The sequence below is a fragment of the Paraburkholderia sp. DD10 genome, assembly GCF_049177125.1.
In the GTDB taxonomy this organism is placed as follows: Bacteria; Pseudomonadota; Gammaproteobacteria; order Burkholderiales; family Burkholderiaceae; genus Paraburkholderia; species Paraburkholderia terricola.
Genome location: NZ_CP185392.1, coordinates 374,606 through 386,972, shown reverse-complemented (window position 1 = coordinate 386,972; position 12,367 = coordinate 374,606). Strand labels below are relative to the sequence as shown.

10 protein-coding genes are annotated in these 12,367 nt (G+C 65.3%); 6 read left to right on the top strand and 4 right to left on the bottom strand.

Annotation, left to right across the window (positions count from 1 at the left end; all coding sequences use genetic code 11):
- Positions 1-148 precede the first annotated feature (148 nt).
- The 6 genes from ACOCG7_RS01835 (at position 149) to ACOCG7_RS01810 (ending at position 7,441) form a co-directional block, all read left to right on the top strand.
- The gene (locus ACOCG7_RS01835; protein WP_374709801.1) at positions 149-628 is read left to right on the top strand and encodes a MarR family winged helix-turn-helix transcriptional regulator; all 480 of its coding nucleotides are present in this window, start codon (positions 149-151) and stop codon (positions 626-628) included.
- Between the two features lie 474 nt (positions 629-1,102).
- Entirely contained in the window at positions 1,103-2,275 is a 1,173-nt protein-coding gene (mhpT, locus tag ACOCG7_RS01830; protein ID WP_244220122.1) for a 3-(3-hydroxy-phenyl)propionate transporter MhpT, read from the top strand.
- 82 nt (positions 2,276-2,357) lie between these two features.
- Positions 2,358-3,497, top strand: coding sequence for a porin (locus tag ACOCG7_RS01825; RefSeq protein WP_114163974.1), 1,140 nt, complete (start codon positions 2,358-2,360; stop codon positions 3,495-3,497).
- Between the two features lie 10 nt (positions 3,498-3,507).
- Positions 3,508-5,241, top strand: a complete 1,734-nt coding sequence (locus ACOCG7_RS01820; protein WP_421376619.1) for a tannase/feruloyl esterase family alpha/beta hydrolase — start codon at positions 3,508-3,510, stop codon at positions 5,239-5,241.
- A 367-nt stretch (positions 5,242-5,608) separates the two neighbouring features.
- Positions 5,609-7,084, top strand: a complete 1,476-nt coding sequence (locus ACOCG7_RS01815) for an RAD55 family ATPase (protein WP_421376617.1) — start codon at positions 5,609-5,611, stop codon at positions 7,082-7,084.
- Positions 7,085-7,090: 6 nt separating this feature from the next.
- Positions 7,091-7,441 (top strand): response regulator, encoded by a 351-nt coding sequence (locus ACOCG7_RS01810; RefSeq protein WP_073428712.1) that lies wholly within the window; start codon positions 7,091-7,093, stop codon positions 7,439-7,441.
- A 41-nt stretch (positions 7,442-7,482) separates the two neighbouring features.
- On the opposite strand, the gene ACOCG7_RS01805 is transcribed toward ACOCG7_RS01810, so the two are convergent.
- The 4 genes from ACOCG7_RS01805 to ACOCG7_RS01790 form a co-directional block, all read right to left on the bottom strand.
- Positions 7,483-8,466 carry an HPP family protein gene (locus tag ACOCG7_RS01805; protein ID WP_421376614.1) on the bottom strand — a complete coding sequence of 328 codons (984 nt, stop codon included), beginning with the start codon at positions 8,464-8,466 and terminating at the stop codon, positions 7,483-7,485.
- A 95-nt stretch (positions 8,467-8,561) separates the two neighbouring features.
- A complete protein-coding gene (gene pntB, locus ACOCG7_RS01800; RefSeq protein ID WP_421376612.1) occupies positions 8,562-9,956 on the bottom strand; it encodes a Re/Si-specific NAD(P)(+) transhydrogenase subunit beta in 1,395 nt (464 codons plus the stop codon).
- 9 nt (positions 9,957-9,965) lie between these two features.
- Positions 9,966-11,540 (bottom strand): Re/Si-specific NAD(P)(+) transhydrogenase subunit alpha, encoded by a 1,575-nt coding sequence (locus tag ACOCG7_RS01795; protein WP_421376610.1) that lies wholly within the window; start codon positions 11,538-11,540, stop codon positions 9,966-9,968.
- A 1-nt stretch (position 11,541) separates the two neighbouring features.
- Positions 11,542-12,321, bottom strand: coding sequence for a fumarylacetoacetate hydrolase family protein (locus ACOCG7_RS01790; protein WP_073428716.1), 780 nt, complete (start codon positions 12,319-12,321; stop codon positions 11,542-11,544).
- Positions 12,322-12,367 lie beyond the last annotated feature (46 nt).

Here is a 12,367-nt window from a genome sequence, read left to right as displayed (position 1 = left end):
CATGAACGTTGACCGCCGCAGCGGCCCGATGAGCTTATTTAATATCAGGCTGCCTGATATGTAAAGCGGAAAATCGGCGGCTCGGTGCAAACCCCTAGCGGCGGAATCGGCGGCGAGGCGCGCTAAGATGCGGCATAGACCGAATCTCCTGACGACAATGAGCAAAAAACAGAATTCGCCCGCGGAGCCCGCTGTCACCCGCACTCGCCGACCCAGCCTGCGACTCGCCTATGTGATCGGCAGTCTCGACCGCATCCTGCGGCGGCGCATGACCGAAGCGCTCGCGCCGCTCGGTCTGACGCTCGCGCAGTTCACCGCGCTGTCCGTACTCGAGGCAAAGGGCCAGGCGTCCAATGCGCAAGTGGCCGAACGCTCGTTCATCACGCCGCAATCCGCCAATGAAGTCATGAACGCGATGGCGAGCCGCAACTGGGTGAGCCGCGAGCCGGACCCGACCCACGGCCGCATCGTGCTGCTGCGATTGACGGACGAAGGACGCGCCGTGCTGCGCGAATGCGAGCAGGCCGTCAAGACAATCGAGAAGCAGATGATGGCGGGCATCGAACTCGAAGCGGCCGGCGCCCTGCAAACCCACCTCGAAACTTTCGTTCGTAATCTACGCGGTTAAATTAACCGCGCCGCCAGATCGCTAGGTGTTTTCACCGAACGATTTGCGCTTGTGTTATCAGCCTACCTGATATTAAATCCACTCCACGATGCAGCGTTTGGAGACGCGCCGCATCGCCTCGAAACAATCGGACAGCCACGCGGGCATCGACTCGATGCGTTGCGCGCTGCGGTGTTCGCTGCGCGGCGTATCGGTGTGCACAACGGGTATGCCGACGCGCACGCCATCGCGAGTTCGACAGTGAACTGAATCCCGCTTCGCCGAAGCCGCCTGAGATCCAGGCGAACTTCGACGCGGGCAAACGTACCGCTCATGCCTCTATCGGGCAAGCAAGACGGCGCTCCATTGCAGCCGTCCTTCAATGAACCCGGAAAACCACGCATCTTGATAAGGATCGCTAACGTGAAAAGAGCCGGAACACTACCTTCGACCAACGGCGCCGCCGCCCCCGCCACATCCAGCCGGACGAGCGCCCTGGTCACGCTCGGATTGTGCTTTGCCGTCGCGCTGCTCGAAGGGCTCGACCTGCAATCGGTCGGCGTCGCGGCGCCGCGCATGGCGCGCGAGTTCGGTCTGTCGGTCGGGCAGATGGGGCTTGCGTTCAGCGCCGGCACTTTCGGTTTGCTGCCCGGCGCGATGTTCGGCGGACGGCTCGCGGATCGCATCGGCCGCAAGCGCGTGCTGGTGATTTCCGCGTGCCTGTTCGGCCTGCTCTCGATCATGACCGCGCTGGTGAGCGACTTCCACATGCTGGTGATCGTGCGCGTGTTGACGGGCATCGGCCTCGGCGGTGCGTTGCCGAACCTGATCGCCTTGTCGTCGGAAGCGGTCGAGCCGCGCTCGCGCAGCACCGCGGTCAGCGTGATGTATTGCGGCATTCCGTTCGGCGGCGTGATCGCCTCGGTGATCGGCCTGATGAGCGCGGGCGATGCCGAGTGGCGTCACATCTTCTATGTCGGCGGTGCGGGCCCGCTGTTGCTGGTGCCGCTGCTGCTGGTGTTTCTCGCGGATTCCAAAGCGTTCACGATGGCCTCGCACGACGGACACGCGAAGCCCGCGCCGGTCGGCGAAGTCCTGTTCGGCGGCACGCGTGGTTTGTCCACCGTGCAGATCTGGATCAGCTACTTCTGCACGCTGATCGTCCTTTACTTCCTGCTCAACTGGCTGCCCTCGCTGATGGCGGCGAGCGGTTTGACGCGCGCACAGGTCGGCTACGTGCAGATCTTCTTCAACGTCGGCGGCGGGATCGGCGCGTTGTGCATCGGCATGTTGATGGATCGCATGCGCTCGGGCGCCGTGGTGGCGGGCATGTATGTCGGCATCATCGCGTCGCTCACCGCGCTCTCGATGGCGCCCGGCTTCGGCGCGCTCGCGGCCTCCGCCTTCTTCGCCGGCATGTTCGTGATCGGCGGGCAATCGGTGCTGTACGCGCTGTCCGCGGCGTTCTATCCGACGGCGATGCGCGGCACCGGCGTCGGCGCGGCGGTCGCGGTGGGCCGCATCGGCTCGGTGGTCGGCCCGCTCGCCGCGGGTCAATTACTGGCGATGGGCCGCAGTTCGTCGACGGTGATCGGCGCGAGCATTCCCGTCACGCTGATCGCGGCGGCGGCCGCGCTGCTGTTGCTGCGCCGCCCGCGCGCCGACTGAGCGGCCGCGCAATCCGGCGCAAGCCGGCGCAACGATCAACGACAACAACACAAATTCAATCAACGGTTTGGAGACACCCTTCATGCAAGCATCCGCACGTGTTCTTCTTTGCGGCGCGTTGTGCGCCGTCAGCGGCGCCGCAACGGCCCAATCGAGCGTGACGCTCTACGGCATCATCGACACGGGCATCGAATACGTCTCGCACGCGAACGCCGCGGGCAAGAGCGTTTTCCGCATGCCCGGCATCACCGGCGAATTCCCGTCGCGCTGGGGACTGCGCGGCAATGAAGATCTGGGCGGCGGCTACAGCGCGGTATTCACGCTGGAAAGCGGCTTCAATGTGCGCGGTGGCGATCTCGGCCAGGGCGGCAGACTGTTCGGCCGCCAGGCGTTCGTCGGCATCAAGAGTCCGTATGGCACGCTTTCGTTCGGCCGCCAATACACGATGACGTACCTTGCCTTGATGGGCGCGGACCTGATCGGCCCCGACATCTACGGCCTCGGCTCGCTCGACGCCTACGTGCCGAACGCCCGCGCCGACAACTCGGTGGTCTACATGGGCAACTATGCGGGCGTAACGTTCGGCGCGAACTATTCGTTCGGCCGCGACTCGGCGGGCACCGGCAATTCGCCGGGACAAGGCACCTGCACCGGTTCCGTCGCGGGTCATGCAACCGAATGCCGCGAATGGTCCGTGATGCTGAAGTACGACGCGCCGCTGTTCGGCGTCGCGGCCTCGTATGAAGAGCAGCGCGGCGGCAGCACCGCGGCGGCGAATTTCTTCGACGGCGTGACGCCGGCCCGCATCGTCAACGCGGCCGACAAGGACATCCGCACCCACGTCAGCGCCTACGCGAACATCGGCAAAGCGAAGCTCGGCGCCGGCTGGCTCAATCGACGCGTGGAGCCGTCGGCGGGCACGGTCGCGAGCGTGCGCTCGAATCTGTTTTTCGTCGGCGCGTCGTACTTCGTGACGCCGGCTTTCATCGTCGACGGCGAGGTCTATCGCATCGTCAACACCCAGCACGACACGCGCGCCACGATGGGCACCTTGCGCACCACCTATCTGCTCTCGAAGCGCACCGCCGTCTACGCGCAAGCCTCGTATCTCGCCAACAGCGCGAAGGCGCGCTACTCCGTCAGCTCGGGCGGCGGCGGCACGACGCCCACCGCGGGCACCGGCCAGACCGGCGCGATGATCGGCGTCCGGCACTCGTTCTAGGAGACATCGCATGAAGCACACAGCCATTGCGCTCGCCGCAGCCGCGGCACTCACACTCGCCGCGTGCGGCGGCAACGATACCAGCGGCGCCGGCAATTCCAGCACCAACGCCAACGCGCTGCCGCAACTGAGCGCGGCCACGCCGGGCACACTGGCGGGCAATTGCACGACGCTCGGCGCGAAGCTCGCGTTCACCAACACGGTCTTTACGTCGGTGACAGATGTGGCCGCGGGCACGCTCAGCGTGGCCGGCAAGCCGATCGCCGAACACTGCCTGATTCAAGGCAACATGAACCAGCGCGTGAGCAGCGTGGACGGCAAGACCTATGCGATCGGCTTCGAGATGCGCCTGCCGCTTGCATGGAACGGGCGCTTCTTCTATCAGGCCAATGGCGGGCTGGACGGCAACGTCGTCACCGCCAAGGGAGAGATCGGCGGCGGCGGTCCGACCAACGACGCGCTCAACATGGGCTTCGCGGTGATCAGTTCGGATGCCGGGCACAGCGCGTCGCAGAATCCGCTGTTCGGCCTCGATCCGCAAGCGCGTCTCGACTATGGTTACAACGCGGTCGCCACGCTCACGCCGATGGCCAAGCAGGTGATCCGGCTGGCCTATGGCAAGGCGCCCGATCGCAGTTACTTCGACGGTTGCTCGAACGGCGGCCGTCATGCCCTGGTCGCGGCGGCGCGTTCGTCGGCGGAATACGACGGGATCATTGCCGGCGACCCGGGTTTCCATTTGCCGAAAGCGGCCATCGGCGAAATGTGGGGCGCGCAGCAACTGGCGAAAGTGGCGACCGCGACGACGGCAAGCGGCTTACCCGACATCACGACGGGCTTTACCGCCACGGAACGCCAGATGGCGGCGTCGAAGATACTGGCGAAATGCGACGCGCTGGATGGCGCGAGCGACGGCCTCATCCAGGACATCAAGGCATGCCAGGCCAATTTCAGCCTCGCCAATGACGTCCCGAGCTGCGCGAGCAACGCACGCGACGGAACCTGTCTGACGAGCGCGCAGAAGGACGCGATCGGCAACGTGTTCTCCGGCGCGCGCAACAGCGCGGGCACCGCTTTGTACGCGAGCTTTCCCTACGATGCGGGTCTCGGCCAGGGCTGGTCGGCGTGGAAGCAGTCGAACTCCATCACGCTCGATCCGGCCGCGGCGGCCTTCACGTTCACCACGCCGCCGCAGAGTGTCTCGGTGTTGAGCCAACTGTCCGCCTACGCGCTCAACTTCAGCATGGACACCGACGCGCCGAAGATCTTCGCCACCAGCGGCGCCTACGGCGAATCGTCGTGGTCGTTCATGACGCCGCCCGACGAGACCAACCTCGGCGCGCTGAAGCAACGCGGCGCGAAGCTGATGGTCTATCACGGCACGAGCGACCCGGTGTTTTCATCGAACGACACCACCGACTGGTATCAGCGGCTCATGACGGCCAACGGCGGCGACGCGTCGAACTTCGCGCGCCTTTACACGATCGCCGGCATGAACCATTGCAGCGGCGGCCCGAGCGCCGATCAGTTCGACATGCTCACGCCGATGATCGCGTGGGTCGAGCAGGGCAAGGCGCCGGACAGCGTGATCGCCACGGCGCGCGACGCGAGCAATGTGACGCCGAACACGGACGTCCCCGCGGATTGGGGCGCGGGACGCACGCGGCCGCTGTGTCCGTATCCGAAGGTGGCCCGCTATCGAGGCGGCGACATCAACGCCGCGAGCAGTTTCGCCTGCAGTTGAGATGAGGTGACCGCGAGCGCGGATGAACACGCAAAAACACATCGCTCGCGCATGATTTGTAGTTTTGCCTGCGCGGGGAGACTTTCTTTCCCGCGCACTTCCTCAACGCCTTCGCAGCGTCGGGTTTGAAAGCCCGCATTCCTTCGCTATACAGCGCGCCCGCTGCGAATCGTTTGCACCGCGCGCCACGCCCATTGCCCGTTCACAGCGAAGCCCGCAGCCGGGCGAACCATCCCCACGCGAGCCCACTCCGGTCACGCGCGATCTCCGACAACGCGGGAACAGCGATTGCTGACTCGTGTTCGTTTGAGCGATCGACGGCTCCCCCCGAGCCGCAGCCTCGCCGCCCTTTGAACGACACCGCGCCATGACCATTCACGAATCGCAGACATCTTCCCGCTCCAACGTGGAAACGGGCGTGCCCGGTTTCGACGAGATCCTTGGCGGCGGTCTGGTGAGCGGCGGCGTGTATCTGCTGGAAGGCATGGCCGGCGCGGGCAAGACGATTCTGTCGAGCCAGATCGGTTTTCATCGTGTAAGCCGGGGCGAGAAGGTGCTGTACATGACCTTGATCGCGGAGTCGCATGACAAGCTGCTTGCGCACCTCAAGGGCCTCGCCTTCTTCGACGAGAAAGCGGTCGCGCAGCAAATGCTGTTCATCTCCGGCTATCACGAGTTGATGCAGGACGGTCTCGACGGTTTTCTCAGGCTGATCGCCTCCAGCATCTACGACTATCGCCCGAGCCTGATGATCATTGACGGCTTTCGCAGCGCGCGTGAATTCAGCGAAACCGAACTCGCGCTGTCGAAGTTCATTCACGAGTTGAACGCGCTGGTCGCGGCCATGAATTGCACGACCTTGCTGCTCGCGCCGCTCTCCGGCAACGAGCCGCATCCCGAACACACGCTCGTTGACGGCCTGATCGAACTGAACCGCCATGGCGACGGCATGCGCCGCGCCCGCGAAATCGAAGTGCACAAGATGCGCGCCCGCAATCACCTGATGGGCAGGCACTTCTTTCGCATCGCCGAAAGCGGGCTGCTGATGTTCCCGCGCCTCGAAGCGCAGTGCGCCGCGCAGCCGGGTCCGGTCGATCTGAAAGCGCGCCTGGGTTTCGGCTTGCCGCATCTGGACAGCCTGCTCGGCGGCGGCTTCGCGCAAGGCTCGACCACCACGCTGATGGGACCGTCGGGCGCGGGCAAGACCCTGCTCGGTCTGCAGTTTCTGGCCGCCGGCGTGGCGCGCGACGAACGCTGCGTCTATCTCGGCTTTTACGAAGGACCGCAGCGGCTCATCGGCAAAGCCGAGGCGGTATCGATCGCGCTGACCGACGCGTACAACGACGGCCGTCTCGTCATTCAATGGCAACCCGCGATCGAGCTTGCGGTCGACGAACTCGCGGCGACCGCGCTCGCCACGGTCAGGAAGATCGGCGCGTCGCGCATCGTGATCGACGGCATGGAAGGTTTCCGCGATTCGGCGTTGCGCACCGAACGCTTCGGGCTGTTTCTCAACGCCCTGCAGCATCAGCTTCGCGAAGCCGCCGTCACCACGCTGGTGACAGAAGAGCTGCCGCTTTACGCCGACCCCGGCCATGCGAGAGGCGTGCGGGTTTCGGCGTTGACCGAAAACCTGGTGCTGTTGCGTTACGCCGAAACCGAGTCGGGGTTGCGGCGCATGATCTCGGTGGTCAAGCAGCGCGAAAGCGCGCACGAGACGTCCCTGCGCGAGCTCGTGATTTCGTCGCAAGGCCTCGACGTGGCGGAGTGCGCGCTCAGTCCCGCGAGCGTGTATTCGAGTCCCGGCCTGTCCGCCACGCTACAGCCGCGACGCATGACGTAGCCGCTCATGAAAACCATCCTGGTCGTGGACGACGAGTTCGACATTCTCACGGTCTGGCGACTGCTGCTGGAGCGGCACGGCTACACGGTGCTGACGGCGTCGAATGGCGCCGCCGCGCTCGAACAGATACGCAAGACTCGCCCCGACGTCGTCGTGTCGGACTGCATGATGCCGGTCATGTCGGGGCTGCAACTGTGCGCGGCGCTGTACGAGGACCCGGAACTGCGCGCGATACCGATCATTCTGTGCAGCGCGGCGGCGGACATTCCCGTGCAGCCGAATCCCGTCATCGAATACGCGCGCAAGCCGCTTTCATTCGACACGCTGCTGAACATGCTTCGGCGCATGGCGGTCTGATCCGATCCATTGCGCTGTCCGCGCGGGGTTCGCATTCGAGCCTACGCGGCGCGTCGCGGCGAGCGTTGCGCGTGACGATGCAAGCCGGCGATCACATCGCTCGGCGTCACCATCCCGACGAGTCGCCGCTCGGCGTCCAGCACCGGAATGTGATGATGGCCGTGATTCGCGAACAGCGGCACGAGCTCGGCGATCGGCGTGTTCACGCTGGCCGCGCGCGGCTCGGCGTGCGCGCTTGCCACGCTGGCCGCGCTGGCCGCGCTGGCCGCGCTGGCCGCTGTCGGCCGCGACATGATGGTGGCGCACGTCAACTGGTTCAGCGCGCGGGTATAGCCCTGCAATTGCGTTTCGTGCAGCAGCGCTTCGAGATCGTCGGCGTCGATATCGAGCCATTCGCTGCGTTTGGCGAGCACCGCATCCAGATCGGCCCGTGTGAAACCCGGCGTCGGGGCCGCGCCGGGCTGCGGATTCTGCGCGGGAACGTGCGGATAACGATGCCCCGTCAGCGCATGAAACACGAGCGCCGCGCAGAGCAGCGCGATCGACTGAATCGCAATCGGCTCGAGTACGAAGCGGTAGCCCATTGCGTGGATCGCGGGACCGCCCAACACCGCCGTCAACGCAACCGCCCCTGACGGCGGATGCACACAGCGCAGCGCAAACATTGCGCAGATCGCGAGCGACACCGCGAGCGTCGCGGCCACAACCGGATTGGCGATCCAGCTCGCACAGGCAACGCCGACCACGGCCGATACCAGATTGCCGCCGATGATCGACCAAGGTTGCGCCAGCGGGCTCGCCGGCACGCCGAACAGCAGCACGGCCGATGCGCCCATCGGCGCGACCAGCAGCGGCATCGCCGCGTCCGCGCCGACCAGAAAATACATCGAACCGCCGGTGAACGCGATGCCGAAGAGCGCGCCGACACACGATCGGAAACGCTCCGGCCATTTCGCCGTCACCGGATGCGGCGCGAAGCTCAGCAGCCAGCGCACCGCGGCAGAGGCCAGGTTTTTTTTAGGCACGTTTTTTGTCTCCGTCGTTGGCGGCGGTGGGGCTTCTCGGGCCGCTTTCCGGACCGCTTCCCGTGTTGTTTTCGCTGCGTTCCTCGATGGATTCTTTAAGCCGCCTCTAATTGCCGGAGCAACGCGTCGACGCTGCCCTTCGCATCGCCGAACAGCATCCGCGTGTTGTCCTTGTAAAAGAGCGGATTGTCGACACCCGCGTAACCGGTCGCCATGCTGCGTTTCGACACGACCACCGTGCGCGCCTTCCACACTTCGAGCACCGGCATGCCCGCGATCGGGCTGCCCGGATCTTCGAGCGCGCCAGGGTTGACGATGTCGTTCGCGCCGATCACGAGCACGACGTCCGTGTTGGTGAAGTCCTCGTTGATCTCATCCATTTCGAGCACGATGTCGTACGGCACTTTCGCTTCCGCGAGCAGCACGTTCATGTGGCCCGGCAAGCGCCCAGCCACCGGATGGATGCCGAAGCGCACGCGCACGCCGAGCCCTTCGAGCTTGCGCGTGATGTCGCTGATCGTCGTTTGCGCCTGCGCGACCGCCATGCCGTAGCCCGGCACGATGATGACCTCGGACGCGTCGCGCAGAATCGCGCAGACTTCATCGACGGTGGTCGGCACGACTTCGCCCGCGATATCCGCCGAACTGGTGCCGCTTGCCGCGCCGAAGCCGCCGAGAATCACCGAAATGAAACTGCGGTTCATCGCGCGGCACATGATGTAGCTGAGAATCGCGCCGCTAGAGCCGACCAGCGCGCCGGTCGTGATCAGCAGATCGTTGCTCAGCATGAAGCCGGTGGCGGCCGCCGCCCAGCCGGAATAGCTGTTCAGCATCGAGACGACGACCGGCATATCCGCGCCGCCGATCGCCATCACCAGATGCACGCCGAGCGCGCCGGCCAGCACGATCATCGCGAGCAACGCAACGACGCCGTCGGTGCCCGCCGGCACCGCAAGAAAGCGATAGCCGATCGCGATGCACAGCACGAGCACCGCGAGATTCAGCAGATGCCGGCCCGGAATGACGAGCGGCTTGCCGCTCACCGTGCCTTGCAGCTTGAGGAACGCGACGATCGAACCGGTGAACGTGACCGTGCCGATAAACACGCCGAGGTAGATCTCGATCAGATGGATCGCGCGTTCGGCTCCGCCGAGTTCGCCGGCGGGCATCAGATAATTGGTGACGCCGATCAGCACCGCGGCAAGTCCGACGAAGCTGTGCAGGACCGCGACCAGTTGCGGCATTTGCGTCATCTCGACACGGCGCGCGAGCAATGCGCCGATTGCCGCGCCGATCACGGCTGCGGCCAGCACGACCTCGATGCCCGCGCCTTGCGCGATCAGAAGCGTCGCGACGACCGCGATCAGCATGCCGGCGACGCCGTACAGATTGCCGCGCCGCGCGCTGCTTGGATGACTCAGGCCACGCAGGCTGAGAATGAACAGCGTGCTTGCGCCGAGATACGCGATGTTGCCGATTCCGTTCAGCATGACTTCTCCTTAGTTGCGCTGAAACATCTTCAGCATCCGCTGGGTCACGAGGAACCCGCCGGCGATGTTGATCGTGGCGACCAGCAATGCGATGCCGCCGAGCACCGTGACCAGCGCGTTCGGCGTGCCGAGTTGCAGCAGCGCGCCGATCACGATGATTCCGCTGATCGCGTTGGTCACGCTCATCAGCGGCGTGTGCAACGCGGGCGTCACGTTCCATACCACCTGATAGCCGACGAACACCGCGAGCACGAACACGGTCAGGTGCGCGACGAAGGCGGGCGGCGCGACCGCGCCCAACGCGAGCAGCCCCAAGGCGGCGACCGCGAGCAGAATCAGCGACGTAGAGCGCGAGCCGCGAGCCGGTTCCTTCGCATCGGCGGCAATGGCGGCGGCCTTCGCGGGCGCCGGCTTGTGCACCGCGATCGCCGCCTGTTTCGGCGGCGGCGGCGGCCAACTGATTTGCCCTTCGTACACCACGGTCGCGCCGCGCATCACATCGTCGTTCATGTCGATACGCGCGATGCCGTCTTTTTGCGGCGTCAGATCGGTGAGCAGATGCCGGATGTTGGTGCCGTAAAGCTGGCTCGATTGCGTCGCCATCCGGCTCGGCAAGTCGGTGTAGCCGATGATCGTCACACCGTTGACGGCGGCCACGACGCCCGGCTGCGTCAGTTCGCAATTGCCGCCCTGCTCCGCCGCCATATCGACGATCACGCTGCCCGGCCGCATGCCCGCGACCATCGCAGCAGTAATCAGCTTCGGCGCCGGCTTGCCGGGAATCAGCGCGGTCGTGATGATGATGTCGACCTCTTTCGCCTGCGCGGCGAACAACGCCATTTCCGCCTCGATGAACTTCGCGCTCATCTGCTTCGCGTAGCCGCCCGCGCCGCTGCCTTCTTCCTCGACGTCAAGCTTGAGGAATTCAGCGCCCATGCTTTCGACCTGCTGCTCGACTTCCGGGCGCGTATCGAACGCCCGCACGATCGCGCCGAGCCCGCGCGCCGCGCCGATCGCCGCCAGCCCCGCGACGCCCGCGCCGATCACCATCACCTTCGCCGGCGGCATCTTGCCCGCCGCGGTGATCTGCCCGGTGAAGACGCGGCCGAAGTGCTGCGCCGCCTCGATCACCGCGCGATAGCCGGCCATGTTCGCCATCGAACTCAGCGCGTCGAGCTTCTGCGCACGCGAGATGCGCGGCACGCTGTCCATCGCCATCGCGTTCACGCCGCGCTCGGCGAGTTGTTCGAGCAGCGTCGCGTTCTGCGCGGGCCAGATGAAACTGATCAGCGTGGCGCCCGCTTTGAGCAGCGAGGTTTCGCTGACGCCGAGCGCGGGGTGATATTCCGGTGCGCGCACCTTGATCACGATATCGGCATCGGCCCACAAGGCGCGGGTGTCGCTCACGATCTGCGCGCCCGCCGCGCGGTACGCATCGTCATCGAACGACGCGCGCACGCCGGCTTCGGTTTCCACATTCACCGCGAAGCCGAGCTTCAGCAACTGCCCGACCGTTTCGGGCGTCGCGGCCACCCGCCTTTCGCCGTCGCGGATCTCGCGCGGCACGGCAATCGTCATCGGCATGTCAACTCTCCAGCGCGAGCGTGTTCGAGAGGACGCCGATGCCGTCGATCGCTACGTCGACCGTCGCGCCGTCCTTGATCGAGCCCACGCCGATCGACGTGCCGCACGCGATCACGTCGCCCGGCTCCAGCGTCATGTCCTGCGAAATCAGGCTCACCTGTTCGGCGGGCGAAAAGATCATGTCCGCGAGCGGATAGTTCTGCCGCTCGACGCCGTCGAGCGTCGTCACCACGCGCGCCGCGCGCCAGTCGAACTCGCGCTGGATCGCGGGGCCGATGCAGCTAAACGTGTCGAAGCCCTTCGAGCGGCACCACTGCGCGAAATTGACGTCTTCGTTCAGCAGTTCGGCGGCGGTGACATCGTTGATGCAGGTGTAGCCGAAGATGTGGTCGCTCGCCGCTTCGACCGATACGTTGCCGCAACGCTTGCCGATCACGATGGCGAGCTCGCCTTCGTAGGCGATCTTGCCGCCGTATGCAGGCGGCCGCCGGATCGGTTCGCGTTGACCGATCACCGAGGTCGGCGGCTTGATCAGAAAGAGCGGATGCGCGGGCGGCGCCTTGCCGAGTTTCTCGGAGAGCGCATAGAAGTTATTCCACAACGCGACGACCTTGGTCGGCACGCACGGGCTCAGCAGCGTCAGTTCATCGACGCCGTGCACGTGGCCGGTCGATATGGCATCGCCGAACATGTCGCCGGCGTATTCAGTGACGCTTTCCGCATCGAGTATTCCGAAGCGCGTATGGCCATCGGCAAGACGAAAACGTATCCACGCTGTCATCGGATTGTCTCCTGCAATATTGGTGTTGCGATGACGCGACCGGAAA

What these genes read in the sequence shown, in the direction of transcription:
- ACOCG7_RS01795 (WP_421376610.1), bottom strand. Translation starts at nt 11,540, where the DNA reads ATGCCGATGACGATTGCCGTGCCGCGCGAGATCCGCGACGGCGAAAGG.
- ACOCG7_RS01790 (WP_073428716.1), bottom strand. Translation starts at nt 12,321, where the DNA reads ATGACAGCGTGGATACGTTTTCGTCTTGCCGATGGCCATACGCGCTTC.
- ACOCG7_RS01810 (WP_073428712.1), top strand. Translation starts at nt 7,091, where the DNA reads ATGAAAACCATCCTGGTCGTGGACGACGAGTTCGACATTCTCACGGTC.
- pntB (WP_421376612.1), bottom strand. Translation starts at nt 9,956, where the DNA reads ATGCTGAACGGAATCGGCAACATCGCGTATCTCGGCGCAAGCACGCTG.
- ACOCG7_RS01815 (WP_421376617.1), top strand. Translation starts at nt 5,609, where the DNA reads ATGACCATTCACGAATCGCAGACATCTTCCCGCTCCAACGTGGAAACG.
- ACOCG7_RS01820 (WP_421376619.1), top strand. Translation starts at nt 3,508, where the DNA reads ATGAAGCACACAGCCATTGCGCTCGCCGCAGCCGCGGCACTCACACTC.
- ACOCG7_RS01825 (WP_114163974.1), top strand. Translation starts at nt 2,358, where the DNA reads ATGCAAGCATCCGCACGTGTTCTTCTTTGCGGCGCGTTGTGCGCCGTC.